A 17,770-nucleotide genomic window follows, 5' to 3' on the forward strand; every position below is an offset into this window, starting at 1 on the left:
GTCACAAAAAAAGCCTTAATCACGATATAACATATCAGATTAAGGCTTTTTTAATTTCTGAGACTTAGCGTTTAATCGCTAACAGCAGAGATGTGATCGCAAATTTGCGATTACATCATGCCGCCCATGCCACCCATTCCGCCCATATCAGGCATAGATGATGCAGATGCATCAACAGGTGCGTCAGTGATCATTGCTTCAGTCGTGATCATAAGACCCGCAACAGATGCAGCAAACTGTAGTGCTGAACGTGTTACTTTAGTTGGATCTAGAATACCCATCGCAATCATGTCGCCGTATTCGCCAGTACCAGCGTTGTAACCGTAGCTACCTTCGCCTGCACGTACATTGTTCGCAACAACAGATGCTTCGTCACCTGAGTTTTCAACGATTTGACGTAATGGTGCTTCCATTGCTTTTAGTGCAACGTTAATACCAACTGTTTGATCTTGGTTTGCACCTTCAAGACCCTTGATTGCTGCAGCAGCACGAACAAGTGCAACACCACCACCAGCAACAACGCCTTCTTCAACAGCTGCACGTGTAGCGTGCAGTGCATCTTCAACGCGGGCTTTTTTCTCTTTCATTTCCATTTCAGTTGCTGCGCCAACTTTAATTACCGCAACACCACCAGAAAGTTTAGCCACACGTTCTTGTAGTTTTTCTTTATCGTAATCTGAAGATGAATCTTCGATTTGCTTACGGATTTGAGCTACACGACCTTTGATAGTCGCTTCGTCACCGATACCATCGATGATAGTTGTTTCATCTTTAGTAATGATAATACGTTTTGCTTGACCAAGTTCAGCAGTAGTTGCTTTTTCTAGCTCCATGCCGATCTCTTCAGAGATCACAGTACCCGCAGTTAGCATCGCGATGTCTTGTAACATTGCTTTACGACGATCACCGAAACCAGGTGCTTTAACAGCAGCAACTTTAACGATACCACGCATGTTGTTCACAACTAATGTCGCCAGCGCTTCGCCTTCAAGGTCTTCAGCAATGATGAGTAGTGGTTTAGATGCTTTTGCTACACCTTCAAGTACAGGTAGTAATTCACGAATGTTAGATATTTTCTTATCTACTAATAAGATAAATGGTGATTCTAATTCAACGCTGCCTGTTTCTTGGTTTGTAACGAAGTAAGGAGATAAGTAACCACGGTCGAATTGCATACCTTCAACAACGTCTAACTCGTCTTCTAGTGCTTGGCCGTCTTCAACCGTAATAACACCTTCTTTACCAACACGATCCATTGCTTCAGCAATAATTTTGCCTACGCTTACATCAGAGTTAGCAGAAATAGTACCAACCTGTTCAACCGCTTTGGTATCTGAACAAGGTACTGATAATTCTTTTAGTTCTAAAACTGCTGCTTTAACCGCTTGGTCAATACCGCGTTTAAGATCCATTGGGTTCATGCCAGCAGCCACTGCTTTTAGACCTTCGTTTACAATTGCTTGTGCAAGTACTGTTGCAGTAGTTGTACCGTCACCAGCTGCATCATTTGCTTGCGAAGCAACTTCTTTGAGCATTTGTGCGCCCATGTTTTCGAATTTATCTGCTAGTTCGATTTCTTTTGCTACTGTTACACCATCTTTCGTGATTAGTGGCGCGCCGAAGCTTTTATCGATTACTACGTTACGACCTTTAGGGCCTAATGTTACTTTTACTGCATTCGCTAGGATGTTTACGCCGTTAAGCATTTTATCACGTGCGTCTAAGCCGAATTTTACGTCTTTAGCCATCTTAAATAATCCTTTTAAAATCTATTAATTTGTTGGTTAGCTCTATAAGTTATAAATACTAAGATTTATTCAACTACAGCTAAAATATCGGCTTCGCTCATGATTAAAACTTCTTTGCCATCAATCTTTTCAGTTTTAACGCTATAACCTTCACTAAAAATAACGATATCGCCTACGCTAACAGCTAAAGGACGTACTTCACCGCTATCGATTAAACGACCGTTACCAACAGCAATAACTTCACCGCGTGTCGATAATGTCGCAGATGCACCAGTAAGTACGATACCGCCTGCTGATTTAGTTTCTTGTTCTTGGCGACGAACGATCACGCGATCGTGTAGTGGACGAATTGTCATTTGAATGATCTCCTAAAGAATACATGTTGCGAATATCAATGGCCGATTATTTACCGACACCATGACTATGGAGTAATATATCGGGGCAACTGCTTTCCAACTCAAGGGAAAAGCGAAAAATAGTTAATAAATTCACACCTTAAATAAGGTTTTTAGATTGTTTCTACAAGTAGAAGTGTCAATGTCAGGTAAAAGTACAAAACAAAGCTTTTCGTTGACGAAGAAAAGCGTAATATAGCCCGAACTAAATTTAGTCCATAAACCTTCCCTGTGACTTTTTTAGACCTCTCGTTAGCGAACATTTTAGGTAATAAGTATTGAAAGATAAACACGGTCTTCTCTCGGCACCCGTCTCTCAGGTAATGACAAAAATGGCAGTACCTATGGCCTACGGTTTATTAGCTGTACTTGGCTTTAGCTTAGTGGACACTTACTTTGTGAGCTTGCTGGGTACGCAAGCGTTAGCCGCGATCAGCTTTACTTTTCCTGTCACCTTTTTTGTTTCCGCATTAGCCATGGGGTTAGGCACGGGGTTATCCGCTTGTTTAGCGCGTTTATTAGGTCAAGGTCAGCACCAAGATGCGGCGCGATTAACATCTGACGGATTATTGTTAGCACTTACTACCATCTTAACACTTGCTATTATTGGCATTAACAGCATAGAACCATTATTTAGGGTGTTGGGGGCAACAGAATCCTTAATGGTCTATATCCAAGATTACATGTTCTATTGGTATATCGCGATCCCCTTTTTAGTAATCCCCATGGTCGGCAACGCCGCTATTCGCGCCACTGGCGACACCAAAACGCCAAGCAGAGTGATGATCATTGCTGGCTTTATGAATGGCATACTCGATCCATTACTGATTTTTGGCATCGGCCCCTTTCCTGAACTCGGTGTAAAGGGCGCTGCAATTGCGTCTGGTTTATCGTGGTTAATAACCTTTGCAGTGGCGATTTACTTATTGCGTTATCGTGAACAGTTATTGCTATTAACCAAGCCAAACCTAGCCAACATGTTAAAAAATTGGCGTAAGATTGCGGCAATAGGGTTACCAGCCTCTTTGACCAATATGCTTAGTCCAGTAAACAATGCCTTTGTGATGTGGCAATTAGCGGCGTTTAGCACCACAGCTGTCGCCGCTTATGGCGCAGGAACACGGCTGGAAGCGATTTTGTTAATCGGCATGATCGCGGTAAGTTCGATGCTTGCGCCTTTCATCGCTCAAAACTCGTCAGCGAATAATCCGCAGCGCTGCTTAACCGCCATTAAGCTTGCGATCCGATACTCATTAATGTCACAAATGACCATTTATCTGATTATTGCCTTAACCGCCCCTTATATAGCAAAATTATTCAGTGATGATGCGGCGGTAATAAGCCACTTATCGTTATACCTTTATATTATCCCTGCGACTTTTGCTATGCAGGGTATTATGATGGCGGTCGCGTCTAGTCTAAACGGCTTTAATCGACCTATGCCAGCACTGAGTCTTAGCGTGCTGCGCTCTCTGCTAATCATTAGTCTATCGAGTCTTGGTAGTTTTTATTATGGTGAAAAAGGTATTTTCTTTGGTATCGCTAGCGCCAATGTTTTAGTCGGTTTATTAGCTTTATATTACGCCCAGCAATTACGCATCGAGCTGCGTAATGAATTAGGCGATCAATGAGACAATGGAAATCCGCTAAACAGCATACATGTTCACCAATTTCCCAGTGTTAAAGAATCAACCCATAAATAGCAAATTTACAGATCGAATATTCACTAATAATCCAACAAACTTGCTGTTTCTTAGGCCAAAATAAAATATATTTAGTATTCTTACAACTTTGTTTTAAAAGGTGATCTAAGCCCACTTTATTAAAAAAATACAACGTATTATTCGCACATAAATTTTGTTCTCCTTCCTACGTTTTGATCACATAGCAGAGTGTACTAATGACTGTATTGGCAACCGATTTTACTCAAGAAACCCGTCTAGAAACTGACTTATTAGGTGTTAAAAAAATACCGGCACATGCTTATTACGGTATTCATACATTAAGAGCGATGGAAAACTTCCACATCAGTCGAGAGAAGATCGGTGACTGTCCTGAATTTGTACGCGGCATGGTAAAAACGAAGAAAGCGGCAGCATTAGCCAATGGTATTTTAGGCACTATCCCACCGCACATTAGTGACGCGATCGTGAATGCCTGCGACACCCTGCTGGCTAATGAACATTTTTATAATCAGTTTCCAGTTGATGCATTTCAAGGTGGTGCGGGTACATCAGTAAACATGAATACCAACGAAGTATTAGCCAATATCGCTCTCGAGCAAATGGGGCATGCTAAAGGCGCTTATAGTCACATCAACCCAAATGATCACGTGAATAAAAGTCAAAGTACCAACGATGCTTACCCGACCGGCTTCCGTGTTGCGTTGTTTGAACGTAGTAACGCGGTATTAGCTGCGCTAACTTCACTAAGCGAAACGTTCTTAACCAAAGCAGAAGAATTTAATGACGTATTAAAAATGGGCCGTACCCAATTACAAGACGCGGTACCGATGACATTAGGTCAAGAATTCCGAGCCTTTGGTATTACCCTCAGAGAAGAAATAAAAAGCATTAAACGTTGCCAAGAATTGCTGCTCGAAATTAACCTCGGCGCAACCGCTATCGGTACTGGTTTAAATACACCAGCTGGTTATTCAGAACTGGCGATCGCCAAATTAGCTGAAATTACCGGTCATCCATTTGTGCCGGCAGAAGATTTAGTGGAAGCAACATCAGACTGCGGCGCTTATGTGATGTTATCAAGTGCATTAAAACGTTTCGCAGTGAAACTATCAAAGATCTGTAACGATCTACGTTTACTTTCTTCTGGCCCACGCACTGGCTTAAATGAAATTAACCTACCCGAAATGCAAGCGGGTTCATCAATCATGCCAGCAAAAGTAAACCCGGTTATTCCAGAAGTGGTTAACCAAGTGGCATTTAAAGTATGCGGTAACGACTTAACCATCACTATGGCAGCTGAAGCTGGTCAATTACAGTTAAACGTAATGGAACCCGTGATTGGTCAATGTCTCTTTGAATCATTAACCTTATTAGAAAATGCCTGCTTCTCGCTACAAGATAAATGTATTAAAGGCATTACCGCTAACCGTAAGGTATGCCAAGACTTCGTCTTAAATTCAATTGGTATTATCACTTATTTAAACCCATTTATAGGTCATCACGAAGGCGATACTATCGGTCGAATCTGTGCTGAAACAGGTAAGAGTGTACGTGAAGTAGTATTAGAGCGCGGCTTATTGTCAGAAGCTGAGTTAGATGACATCTTCTCTATCGAAAACTTGATGAATCCAAAATACACAGCGCAACGTTTCGCTAAAGCAGTTTAATTAATGGCCTGAATAAACCGCTTAAATAAAAATCCCCATTACAGCCAACGACAGTAACGGGGATTTTTTATGTCTCAACTAACGTGCACAGTTATCTTTTACTATAGTTTACGACTAAGCGGCGACAGCCGTTACTTCAAAGGGTCTTTTACGGCTCATTAATACAAAGATCGCAGGTACAAAATAAAACGATAATAAGGTTGTTAATACCGTACCACCCGCGATGGCAATGGCAAACGGCGGCCAGAAACCACCACCCGCTAAGATTAATGGTAAGAATCCCCCCACCGTAGTGATCGTCGTTGAGGTAATATGGCGAGTACAACTGGTGATGGCCTTAATAATGGCATCGGTATCGCCTGCGACGGCTTTCGGATCTGATTTTAACTCCGCCAAAATAACAATCGCAGCATTAATCGCTAGCCCCATTAAGCCTAACAAACCGATAATAACGGTAAAGCCAAACGGATAATTAAACACATAAATACTCAGTAAACCCAAACCAACAGATTGGATAGCCGATAACACGATCACCCCACCTAAGCGGAATGAGTTAAATGACAGCACCACGATAATAATCAGTAACATAATGATCACGCCAACACTGGCTAACAGATTACCTATCGCATCATTACGTTTGGCTGATTCACCACCAAACTCCATACGATAACCCGGCGGTAACACAAAGTTTTCACTGGTTAAGCGAGCCGAAAATTCATTGAGCACAGTTGAGGGTAATACCCCAGCGACTAAATACCCTTCAACTGTATTAACACGTACGCCATTCCAATGCGGGATAGCCCCACGACTTGGACGCAAGGCTAATTCTGTTAATGCCACCAGCGGAATACTCGCTTGAGAAAGCGGAGAGCTCAGGCTGATGTTGGCTAAATCTGACAAACTACGACGTTGTTCATTGGCAATTCGCACTCGAACAGGTATCGATTCAGTGGCTTCGATAATCGAGCCGTTTACCGTACCGTGTAAGGTTGATTGTAACTGTGTCGCTACATCCGTCAGCGTTAAGCCCGCTAACTGACTCACGTCCTCATTAATCTTCAACCATATTTTTGGTAGCCCAGGCTGGATAGTCGCACGCGTATGGATCACGTTGTCAGTGCCAATTAAGATCCGCCTTGCTTCATCACCCAAGGTTTTTAAGGTATCTAAATTAGGACCAAAAAGTCGTAACTCAATCGGTGCTCTAAACGGAGGACCTTGTTCTAACTTACGTACTAATATCTGCGCTTCAGGGATCGCATCATCAAGTAGTATCTGTAATGACGGTACCAATTCATTAACACGTTTAAAACTATCGCCCGTGACCATCGCTTGGGCATAATACTGCGCCCCATCTTTACTTGGCATCAAGTTATAGTAAAAAGAGGGGGCGTTATTACCAATAAACCAGCGAACCTTACTGATCCCTTGCTGTTGCGCTAACAAATCACTGATCGTTCTCGTCATCGCCTCGGTGGCAATAATACTGGTTTGCACAGGCATGAATAATTCAATATGGAACATGTCACGATCCGAGGCTGGAAAGAACTGTTCATCCAAATGCTTCGCCAAGATAAAGCCACTTAACGGTAAGATAAACACCAAACCAATGCTGAGCTTAGGTCTAGCCAATACCAATACCAGTGACTGACGGAAAGCCCGTGCTAAACCCGGTAATTCAATACCATTATTATACCAAGTCGTTGTACGTGCAGATTTACCTGGTGAAGGGCCCGCGAGGAAACGACCAGAGAGTCCAGCTACAATCGTATGCGACACTAAATACGAACCAATTAAGGCAAAGATAACGCTAAGTGCAATACCACTGACAAATTCACCCGATGGTCCAGGCATCAGCACAATTGGCATAAAGGCTAATATTGTCGTTAACGTAGAACCTAATAGCGGTAACCATAAGTGCTTAATAGCACCTTGTACCGCAACACTCATGTCTAAGCCCTGCTGTCGCCGTTTTTGAATGGTATCAGCCATTACAATCGCGTTATCAACCATAATACCTAAAGCAACAACTAAACCAGTGACTGACATTTGGTGAATGGGTAAACCGTAATAATTCATCACAGTCAAGGTAAACAATACTGTTAAAGGGAGAGATAAGGTGACGATTAATGCCGCGCGCCAGCCTAAAGTCACTAACAGCACAGCTGCAATTATCGAGAAACCAATCAGTATGTTATCTACTAGGCCTTGTAGCCTGTCTTCTGTGTATTGCGATTGGTCAAACAAGACTTCAGTGGTTAATGAATGAGGTAATTGCTGATTGAACGCCGCAACCTTGTCATCAACCTCGGCACTCCATTTATCAATACGCAAATTTGGTAGCATACGTGTTGATACCACGACGGCATACTCACCATCAACCAAGGCAATTTCTTGTGCAGGCCACTGCAGGTTTTTACTTATCTGCGCGATATCCCCTAAGCGAACTACACCACCCTTGCTATCATTTAACAACGGGATCTGACGGATCCGATCGACAGAATCAAACGATCCCGCCACTTCGATCTGCATTTGATTATAATCATTGATGATGTTACCCGCAGATACTTTAGCATCGGCAGCTAAAATAATGTTGGAAATAGCTTGTGTCGATAATGATAAATTCGCCGCTAAATGTTTATCAATTTCGACCAATATTTGCTCTTCACCTCGGCCAAATAAACTGACAATATCAGTACCGGGGATCACCTTTAACTGGTTTTGTAATTCTTTGCCGTAACGACCTAATGTGGTTAAATCAACGGCACTATTACCTTGCCATTTAACGGCGATTAATTGCGTGTAGGCATAACCACGATCATCTTCTAATCGTGGTGCGACTGCGGCTGACGGCAACTCACTCGTTACGTCATTAAGCAGATCACGTACTCGTGACCACACCGGAACGGTATCTGTGATGGTATCGTGTAATTTTAATTGCACGATGGATATTCCCGGCCGAGATGTGGAGGTAATACGGTTAATATCAGCCAGTTTACGTAATTTCTGTTCTATTTTTTCTGTCACTAACGCTTCGACACGCTCAGCGCTCGCACCCGGTAACAAGGTCAACACACTCGCGATCCGATTTGTGATCCTTGGATCTTCCGTACGCGGTAATGTTGATAACGAGCCTAGTCCAGCCACGATGAGTAAAATAATCAGCAGTGCCATCAGACGATTATTTTCAGTAAACGCCTTGATCATATTTTATGCTCCGATATCACATCGCTGGTAGGCCTATTCGCAAATGCTTGCTGATGGCTAAGCGTCACCATCTGTCCCGGTACAAAACGATGGATTCCGGTGTTTACATAGGCTTGATTATCTTTTAAATCACCCTGAACATAAGCCGTTGTTTCGGTGGCATGTAATACGGTGACGGTTGTGCTTTTAAGCTGAAATAGTGCAGGCGAGCCTGCCATATTTGTCTCTAGATCTCGAAACCCAAGGTTTTCTTCTAAAGTATATATATTCCACATACCTCGCACCCCGTCAGTGATCGCGCTTAGCGGTACCCAGTAACCCGGTTGTTGGTATTCCTGCGACAAAGCCAGATAAGCTAACTGACCATTATAAACAGAGTTGTTATTCCCTAATGCAAAACGCAGGCTAATGGTTCGGGTCACCGTATCAACTTCATTCCCCATACTCAGCAATGTCGCAGGATAGTTAACACCTGCGATCTCGAGTTGATAATCCTTGCCTTGCAGTTGTTTGATAAAACCAGCAGGCACACCGACCGTCACTTCCGAATCGCCCGTTTGCAACAATCTAAATGCCGTGGTTCCCACAGCAATCACTTCACCTTGAGCAATTTGGCGACTACTGACAATGCCATCAAAAGGCGCTAATAGTTTAGATTTATCAATTCGGTACTGACTTGCCTCGAGAGCCGACAAAGTACTGTTAATATTTGCAGTAATAATGCGCTTTTGCGACGTCAGTTCATCCATGTTCTGTTCCGAGGTAAAGCCACGCTTACTCAATGAACTTAAACGCGATAGATTTGCTTCGATCAAATCAAATTCAGCTTCTGCTTGCTGCAACTGTGCTTCCAATTGCGCCCGTTCGATTAATAACAGCTGAGTATTTAACTCTGCGAGCAATTGGCCTTTAACAACCTGCTGACCTTCAATCACATGTAGGGTTTTAATAATGCCTGCGAACTCGAAACCTAAATTCGCATCTTGCTTAGCAATCACCTTACCAACAAATTTATTCTCGACTTGGTAACCCGTTTGTTTGGTTAGGTGCTCACTGCTTGCTTGTAAATACTGTGATGTACCAAGTGCTTCATCTGCTACAACCTTACTACATGCTTGCAGTGTGATCAGTGTTAGCACTATACTTAGCCATTGCGCTGATTTTATATGCAGCAAAGATAAGTTATTCTTTCTAATCATGATAAAAGTCCTTTTTTGCGAGCTATCCAGCGCAACCCTTTTGTTTCAACCATTTATAAACTAGACTTGCAAGTCCAGTCGAGAATATAGCAAAATCAAACTAGACCGTACAGTCCATTTTGATAATATTAACGTATATGTAACATTTATAATGAAATGTATATTCAAATAACTAGCGGTATGAATAAATGAATAAACCCAGAACAAAAAGTGAATTAAAACGAAATCAAATACTTGATGCTGCAACATTGCAATTTACTCAGCACGGCTACACTGCCACGAGTATGGATCACATCGCTAAATTAGCGGGAGTATCTAAGCAAACCGTATACAGCCACTTTGGCAATAAAGATGAATTATTCATTACTGCGATCAGCTACAAATGCGAATTATTGGGCGTCGGAGAATTATTGCCAGAGAATCTAGGACCGGTTGAACCAACCTTAACCTTATTCGCACAAGGCTTTTTTGCCATGATCACATCACCAGATTCAATGGCAGTGCATCGAACGTGTGCGGCAGAATGTCTTGCCCATCCACATTTATCACGATTATTTTTTGAAGCTGGCCCCATCTTTGTTATCGATAAACTGACAAATTGCTTAGCCGAGTACCACCGCCGTGGAGAATTGGATATCGATGACTGTCGTCAAGCCGCAATACAATTACTGGCGGTTCTTAAAGGTGAGCAATGGACACGGTTAGAATTTAATATTGAAGAGTCGTTATCTGAGCAGGAAATTAAGCACTACTTACAAAGTTCTGTGCGTTTATTTATCCGTGGATACCAGGCGTTAAGTTAAAACGGTCAGGGTTATATTATCTTTATATAACCCTATTTATTAGATGCTATTCAGCCGTTGCGAGTGTGGCGCTAAACCAATCAAGCTTAGCGGCTAACTGGGTAACCTGACCAATGATAATCAGCGAAGGGCTTTCAGCTTGCGCGGCAAGATCACTCAGATCCTTTAACGATCCTTGCAATGTACGTTGTCGTTGACTAGTGCCTCTTTCCACTATAGCCACCGGCATATCGGCACTCATTCCGTGTTCAATTAGGTTATGTGCAATACCGCCACTCTGTATTAACCCCATGTAAAACACCAAAGTATGCGTCGCCTTACCCAATAGCGGCCAATCCAACTGGTTCGCATCATCTTTTAAATGCCCAGTAATAAATTGCACACCTTGGGTATAATCACGGTGCGTCAACGGGATCCCTGCGTATGCAGCACATCCAGAAGCAGCGGTAATGCCCGGCACAACTTCAAAAGGTATGTTAAAAGGTAATAGGGCTTCAAGCTCTTCGCCACCACGACCAAAGATAAAAGGATCACCGCCTTTAAGGCGGATCACTTGCTTGCCTTGCTGTGCAAGATCCACCAATAATTGGTTAATACCACTTTGTGGTACACAATGGTTTCCCGCCTTTTTACCCACAAAAAAACGTTCGGCTTGTGGATGAATCAAGGCGATAATTTCATCGGAAACTAAACGGTCATGTACAACCACTTCAGCTTGCTGCAGTAAACGTAATGCTTTAACGGTTAATAAGTCTGGGTCGCCAGGGCCCGAACCGACTAAAATCACTTTCCCTGTATGACTTACGGCCTGTAGCTCATTTGCTGCTGTTGATACTGCTTGTCCAGTCATTCTATATCCTTAGCTACTACGCCAGCCATCACGACTAGCAACTATTTACAATGCTATTTGTCACTGCTTTTACATCACTAATAAATACCATAGCTGTGCAAGGCTTACCAATAGCGGAGTAGTATAAGTTATATCAAGCGAAGCAAGATCAAAAAAGGCGCGATCTTTCGAACGCGCCTTTTGGTATTTTTTGGTCTATCGCTTATTAATTAAGCTTGTTGTCATCTCTGTCTACTTCAACAAAATCACCTTCGATAACACCATCATTTTTGGCCTTATTATCAGCACTGGGTTGTTGTTGAAATGGTGACGAGTGTGTTGACGATTGTGACGAATACTGGAAACCTTCCGCATTACCAGTAAACGTCGGTTGTGGAATAATACGATCTTTGTATTGGGTAATAATCGCTTTGGCTAAACGACCACGAATTTGTGGTGTAAGCACCAATAAACCTAACGCATCAGTAACAAATCCCGGTGTTACAAGTAGCACACCACATACCAGCAACATAATGCCTTCTACAATTTCTTGTCCTGGCGCTTCACCTGCGGCTAAACGCGCTTGTAATTTTTGCACCGTTTGTATGCCTTGGCTCCGAACTAAATACGAACCAGCAAACGCCGTTAAAATAATAATACCAATCGTCAGCTCTGCACCTAATAACGAACCTATCGACATCAGTACATACACTTCGATTAATGTCATCGCAGTAAATAAAAAAAATAAACGACCTAACACATTAACCTCTCAAAAATATAGTTATAGTAGACGACTTAGCTGAGTATATATTTGTCACTAAGTTATCTAAAAATCCGCACAAAACGATCAGAATATAAAGTAACATAGGGGTAATCAACCCAGTTTTCAAGCTCTAGTCTAGTCGATAGTCCATAATGCTAAGTAACTGACGTCACAATTAAGACAACTAAAACGTAATAAAGTTGGAAAAATGAAAGCAAAATTAACCCTATTACTCGCAAGTAGCCTTGTAATCCAAAGCCTAATACCAGTGTATGCAAATATTAATGTTAGTCCATTTGCAAACAAACAACAGAGCGCCCCTGCATTCTTACCCGTCGAAGATGCATTTGTTTTTTCTCAGCTGCAACAAGCCGACAACTTAAATGTATTCTGGCAAATTACCGAGGGCTATTATTTATATAAAAATAAGCTGCGCGTAACAATAAACGGTAATGAGCACACGATAGTCGGCCTACCAGAAGGTAAAGACTATCATGATGAGTATTTTGGTGATGTCAAAATTTTCGAATATGAATTGATGTTGTCAGTGCCCGTTTCAACGTTAGCACCAGCGAGTAAAATAACGATTCATTACCAAGGTTGTGCAGTGGCGGGACTATGTTACCCACCCATGACAAAAACATTTGTTACACAATAAACAGTGTCCTCCCGTATCTTAATCATCACTCAATGAATACTGAGATATAGAGATAGTTGGTCATTTTTTTCCGAATTTACTATAGATTATAAAGGATGCATACAATGAATTCGGTACCAAACGAATTAACGCCAGACTGGAAACATGTGGAATGGGTACTAACAGATGTGGATGATACCCTCACTTGGCAAGGAAAGTTACCACCAGAAACCTTGATCGCACTGGCTGAATTACAACAAGCAGGTATCAAAGTCGTGGCAGTTACAGGCGCCTGCGCAGGTTGGTGTGACCATATCGCTCAGCTATGGCCTGTTGATGCCGTGCTTGGTGAAAATGGCGCATTCATTATGGAAAAACAAAACAGCTATTTAACACTGCGCGCCAATCGGACAATGGACGAAATAGCGGAGCAACAAGCAAAACTAAAACAACAAATCATCGCGATTTTAGCTGACTATCCAACACTCAATTTAACGCTTGATCAGTCATATCGCTTGTGTGAAGTCGCCATTGATATTGGCCAGAATCGAGATCGTGTTGATGAGGTGATTATTGCTGAGGTTGTCGCTAAAATACATGCCCTAGGTGCACATGCCACAGCCAGCTCAATTCATATTAATGCATGGTATGGCGAGCATTCAAAAAAAGCGACATCACTGCAATTTTTAGCGGAAAAGGGATTATCCACGCACGAAATACTGAATAATGCTTGTTACGTGGGAGATTCAATGAATGATCAGCTGATGTTTGAAGCGCTGCCTAAAACAGTCGGGGTTGCCAATATAAAAGATTACTGGGACAAACTCAATCATCACCCCGCGATTGTAATGAGTCAACCAGGTGGGTTCGGTTTTGCTGAGTTTACTAAGCAATTACTTGATTTAAAAAGCCGTTAGATACAAAAATACGACCAACTGAAAACGGATAGCTAATTACGCTATCCGTTTAAAGCATACTCGAAGCTGCAATTAGATGTGTTTACTGCGTACCAATAACAACACTGGTACCACGGCAATCGCCATCAAGATGAAGATATTTTCTTTTAAATCGGGATAAAATAGTCCTGATAAAAATGTCAGTAACGCAATCGCCAGACTGAATGGGATTGCCGCATAAATAGCTTGTACCGTCATGGTATCTTCATCAGCTACATTTTCGGATATATAACGCATCGCCGCCAAATGCGCGATACCAAATGTCACGCCGTGTAATAGTTGCGACAACATGATCACAGTCACATCCACCGCATAACTCAGCGTTAACCAACGAACAATACTGCCTAAGGTCGCAATCACAAACATCGTCGCCATACTGGTATTGGCAAACAATCGACGTCCGATAGCCAAAAAGAAGATCTCACCGACAACACCCATACTCCAAAAGTAACCAATGTAGGTTTCGCTAATACCAATGTCCTGCCAATACACAGCACCAAAACCATAATAGGCGGCATGTGCGCCTTGCAGTAATGCAGTGATTAACAAAAATGGCCAAAAACTTGGACGACTTAAAATAGCAATAAAGCTACTGCTACGCTTACTACTCGTCGTCGTATCTTGCGGCATATTACGCGCAGGGGTCACGGTTAATAATAACAATGCTGCTAAACCCACAATAATCGTGAACAAAATAACTTGATGATCAAACGATTCGACCAGTACTCCAGTCAGTGCGCTCGCCAGCATAAAGCCTATTGAGCCCCATAAGCGAGTCCTACCGTAATCCATATTATTATAGCGAACGAGCTTTGCCGCCATCGCTTCACCTAACGCCATTAACGGTGAAAAGACAAAGTTGGTGATCACCACCAACAGAAAAACCACATACACATTATTGCTCAAGTAAAAACCAGCAAAGGTAATAATACTGGTTAGCGTTAAGCGGCGCATCGCCTGCAATAATGAAACTGTGGTTGTTAAGTTACGGGTTAACAATAAAGCACCAGCAGAACGTGCGATCAAGGCAAAAGCAAGCATGGTCCCGATCATCTCGGTAGACATACCTTCGCCTTTTAACCACAACGCCCAAAATGGCAGCAGAACACCATAGACACCAAAGAATCCAAGGTAATATAACCCCATCCATAAGGTAGATGGCAGTGAATATGACATGTTAACCCTCTAATTATTAGTAAATTACACTGTAATAAGTGCAGCTATTTTGCGCTTTTATCATGAATAAATCATTAAGAAAAATAAATTAAAAAGTTGCGTGAAGTAACATTTTTGAAATCACATATTAGCTATATAAGTCAAACTATCACAAAAACTCAGTGCTAATACTAAAGTCGTATTGATAGAAGTTTACCGCCGTGTCATTTTTATTCACAAGAGATGTGCACAACCGCAAGCGACATAGCGATATCACATCCAAAATAAAAAGGAATTAAATACCATTAAGGAAGAACAATGAGCGACACTAAACTATATCCGGTACCTGCAGAATTTGCGCAAAACAGTTTATTAAATGACAGTGCTTATCAAGCTATGTATAAGCATTCAATTACCGATCCGGAAGAATTTTGGCGTGAACAAGGGCAAATCGTTGATTGGATCAAGCCTTATAGCCAAGTCAAAAGCACCAGTTTCCAACCTGGTAGTGTCGACATTAAATGGTTCCAAGACGGTAAACTCAATGTCTCAGCTAACTGCCTTGATCGTCACTTAAAAGATAACGCCAACAAAACGGCAATCATTTGGGAAGGCGATGATCCCAAAGATTCAGCAAAACTTACTTATCAAGAAGTCTATGAAAAAGTCTGTCAGTTTTCAAATGCGTTAAAAGCCCAAGGCATTAAAAAAGGTGACGTAGTTTGCCTGTATATGCCAATGGTGCCAGAAGCCGCTATCGCAATGCTTGCTTGTACACGTATTGGTGCAGTACACACGATTGTATTTGCTGGTTTCTCTGCTGAAGCACTGGCCGATCGTATTGATAACTGCGGGGCTAAATTAGTGATCACCGCCGATGAAAGTCTACGCGCGGGACGTATTACCCGACTCAAAGATTGCGTTGATAATGCTTTAGCCAAACCACAAGTAACCAGCGTTAAAAATGTCATCGTATTTGCACGAACCAACGCAGATATTACTTGGCATGAGGGCCGCGACCTATGGTGGCATGATGTCGTAAAAGACCAGCCAAGCGAATGCGAACCAGAAGCGATGAACGCCGAAGACCCATTATTCATCCTTTATACTTCAGGCTCGACCGGTAAACCCAAAGGTGTATTGCATACCACTGGTGGCTATCTTGTTTATGCAACCATGACCTTTAAGTACGTCTTTGATCACCAAGACAATGACGTATTCTGGTGTACTGCCGATGTTGGTTGGATCACGGGTCACAGTTACTTGGTTTATGGGCCACTTGCGAATGCCGCTACCACGGTATTATTTGAAGGTGTACCAAACTACCCTGATACTGCGCGTATGTGTCAGGTTATTGATAAACACCAAGTCACCACACTTTATACTGCACCAACTGCCATTCGAGCACTGATGGCCAAAGGCGATGATGCCATCACAGGCACTAAGCGTACCTCGCTTCGACTAATGGGCTCGGTGGGAGAACCAATCAATCCTGAAGCATGGAAATGGTATTACGACAAGATTGGCAACTCATCAACACCGATTGTTGATACTTGGTGGCAAACAGAAACTGGCGGGATCTTAATTACCCCTCTGCCAGGCGCTACGGCACTGAAACCTGGCTCTGCAACCCGTCCATTCTTTGGTATTAGCCCAGCCTTGGTCGATAATGAAGGTAACTTATTAGAAGGCGAAAACGAAGGTAACTTAGTCATCTTAGATTCTTGGCCTGGACAAATGCGTGGTATTTATGGTGACGAAAGCCGTTTTGAAGAAGCTTATTTTTCAACATTCCCGAACATGTACTGCACGGGTGATGGTGCCAAACGTGATGCTGATGGTTATTACTGGATCACAGGTCGTGTAGATGATGTCCTTAATGTCTCAGGTCACCGTATGGGCACAGCAGAAATTGAAAGTGCATTAGTGTCGCACAGTAAAATTGCGGAAGCCGCGGTCGTCGGTGTACCACACGATATTAAAGGGCAAGGTATTTATGCATACGTGACACTTAATGCGGGCGAAAAAGCGGACGACGCATTAATCGCCGAAGTAAAACAATGGGTGCGCAACGAAATTGGTGCGATTGCCACACCAGATACGTTACATTGGACACAAGCACTACCAAAAACGCGTTCAGGTAAGATCATGCGTCGTATTCTGCGTAAGGTCGCAACCAATGATACGGATTCGTTAGGGGATACATCCACGTTAGCAGATCCAAGCGTTGTTGATACTCTAATAGCCGAAAAGCAAAACGCATAACGCATAACGACCATAAGCGCTAGCGTGATCATAATCAACTTATCGGTGTAACCCTCGCCTTAGTTACACCGATTTTTTATTTCCGATACCAATGAACAACCTCAGTATTCATATTCAATCATCTCTGCATAATGCCCTATCTACACCGTTAAATAAGTCATGCACAAATTATTCTAGCTGATCAAACTGTTACTCGAACAATATTATTGATAATCACATCAATAATCGGCCTGCCCCCCCCCTAAATAAGCGGTGTGAGCGAGATTAAACTTAGAGTGTAAACTTTAATAAAATATCAGATAAGACCAGTTAAATGCTGTTATATTCTACGAAAATCATATAGTGTGTAGGGAATTAGCAACAATCATACTTTATATTACTTTATGATTGAAGTTTTCAGAAAAGCTAGCAAAGACAACGCGTTTAGCGACGTTAGCGTCATTTTACCAGACAATGGAAGC

Annotated in this window: 13 protein-coding genes; 6 read left to right on the forward strand and 7 right to left on the reverse strand. The window is 42.3% G+C overall.

Features of this window, described 5'->3' with window-relative positions:
• Positions 1-110: 110 nt before the first annotated feature.
• Positions 111-1,748 (reverse strand): chaperonin GroEL, encoded by a 1,638-nt coding sequence (gene groL, locus AKG98_RS04220; RefSeq protein ID WP_067041843.1) that lies wholly within the window; start codon positions 1,746-1,748, stop codon positions 111-113.
• A 65-nt stretch (positions 1,749-1,813) separates the two neighbouring features.
• Positions 1,814-2,104: a co-chaperone GroES gene (locus tag AKG98_RS04225; RefSeq protein ID WP_067041845.1), complete on the reverse strand. Its 291-nt coding sequence runs from the start codon at positions 2,102-2,104 to the stop codon at positions 1,814-1,816.
• A 317-nt stretch (positions 2,105-2,421) separates the two neighbouring features.
• Between AKG98_RS04225 and AKG98_RS04230 the strand changes: the two genes are divergently transcribed.
• Entirely contained in the window at positions 2,422-3,774 is a 1,353-nt protein-coding gene (locus tag AKG98_RS04230) for an MATE family efflux transporter (protein WP_228140199.1), read from the forward strand.
• A 269-nt stretch (positions 3,775-4,043) separates the two neighbouring features.
• Positions 4,044-5,495 carry an aspartate ammonia-lyase gene (gene aspA / locus AKG98_RS04235; RefSeq protein ID WP_067041856.1) on the forward strand — a complete coding sequence of 484 codons (1,452 nt, stop codon included), beginning with the start codon at positions 4,044-4,046 and terminating at the stop codon, positions 5,493-5,495.
• A gap of 114 nt (positions 5,496-5,609) precedes the next feature.
• On the opposite strand, the gene AKG98_RS04240 is transcribed toward aspA, so the two are convergent.
• Together AKG98_RS04240 and AKG98_RS04245 are read right to left on the reverse strand one after the other, a co-directional pair.
• Positions 5,610-8,702 carry an efflux RND transporter permease subunit gene (locus tag AKG98_RS04240; RefSeq protein ID WP_067041859.1) on the reverse strand — a complete coding sequence of 1,031 codons (3,093 nt, stop codon included), beginning with the start codon at positions 8,700-8,702 and terminating at the stop codon, positions 5,610-5,612.
• Complete coding sequence (locus tag AKG98_RS04245; RefSeq protein WP_067041861.1) at positions 8,699-9,901, reverse strand: efflux RND transporter periplasmic adaptor subunit; 1,203 nt, start codon at positions 9,899-9,901, stop codon at positions 8,699-8,701. The genes AKG98_RS04240 and AKG98_RS04245 overlap by 4 nt, the downstream gene beginning before the upstream one ends.
• Before the next feature lie 188 nt (positions 9,902-10,089).
• Between AKG98_RS04245 and AKG98_RS04250 the strand changes: the two genes are divergently transcribed.
• Positions 10,090-10,704, forward strand: coding sequence for a TetR/AcrR family transcriptional regulator (locus AKG98_RS04250; RefSeq protein WP_067041864.1), 615 nt, complete (start codon positions 10,090-10,092; stop codon positions 10,702-10,704).
• 46 nt (positions 10,705-10,750) lie between these two features.
• On the opposite strand, the gene cobA is transcribed toward AKG98_RS04250, so the two are convergent.
• Together cobA and AKG98_RS04260 are read right to left on the reverse strand one after the other, a co-directional pair.
• On the reverse strand, positions 10,751-11,554 hold the full coding sequence (gene cobA, locus AKG98_RS04255) for a uroporphyrinogen-III C-methyltransferase (RefSeq protein WP_067041867.1): 804 nt from the start codon (positions 11,552-11,554) through the stop codon (positions 10,751-10,753).
• Positions 11,555-11,759: 205 nt separating this feature from the next.
• The gene (locus tag AKG98_RS04260; RefSeq protein WP_067041870.1) at positions 11,760-12,293 is read right to left on the reverse strand and encodes an FxsA family protein; all 534 of its coding nucleotides are present in this window, start codon (positions 12,291-12,293) and stop codon (positions 11,760-11,762) included.
• Positions 12,294-12,504: 211 nt separating this feature from the next.
• Between AKG98_RS04260 and AKG98_RS04265 the strand changes: the two genes are divergently transcribed.
• A complete protein-coding gene (locus AKG98_RS04265; RefSeq protein ID WP_067041873.1) occupies positions 12,505-12,954 on the forward strand; it encodes a protein-disulfide reductase DsbD domain-containing protein in 450 nt (149 codons plus the stop codon).
• A 104-nt stretch (positions 12,955-13,058) separates the two neighbouring features.
• Entirely contained in the window at positions 13,059-13,850 is a 792-nt protein-coding gene (locus AKG98_RS04270; protein WP_067041875.1) for an HAD-IIB family hydrolase, read from the forward strand.
• Positions 13,851-13,922: 72 nt separating this feature from the next.
• On the opposite strand, the gene AKG98_RS04275 is transcribed toward AKG98_RS04270, so the two are convergent.
• Positions 13,923-15,065 carry a 3-phenylpropionate MFS transporter gene (locus tag AKG98_RS04275; RefSeq protein WP_067041877.1) on the reverse strand — a complete coding sequence of 381 codons (1,143 nt, stop codon included), beginning with the start codon at positions 15,063-15,065 and terminating at the stop codon, positions 13,923-13,925.
• 297 nt (positions 15,066-15,362) lie between these two features.
• On the opposite strand from AKG98_RS04275, the gene acs reads away from it, so the two are divergent.
• Positions 15,363-17,309, forward strand: coding sequence for an acetate--CoA ligase (gene acs / locus AKG98_RS04280; RefSeq protein ID WP_067041882.1), 1,947 nt, complete (start codon positions 15,363-15,365; stop codon positions 17,307-17,309).
• Positions 17,310-17,770 lie beyond the last annotated feature (461 nt).

Source organism: Moritella sp. JT01, from assembly GCF_001574435.1.
GTDB lineage: Bacteria > Pseudomonadota > Gammaproteobacteria > Enterobacterales > Moritellaceae > Moritella.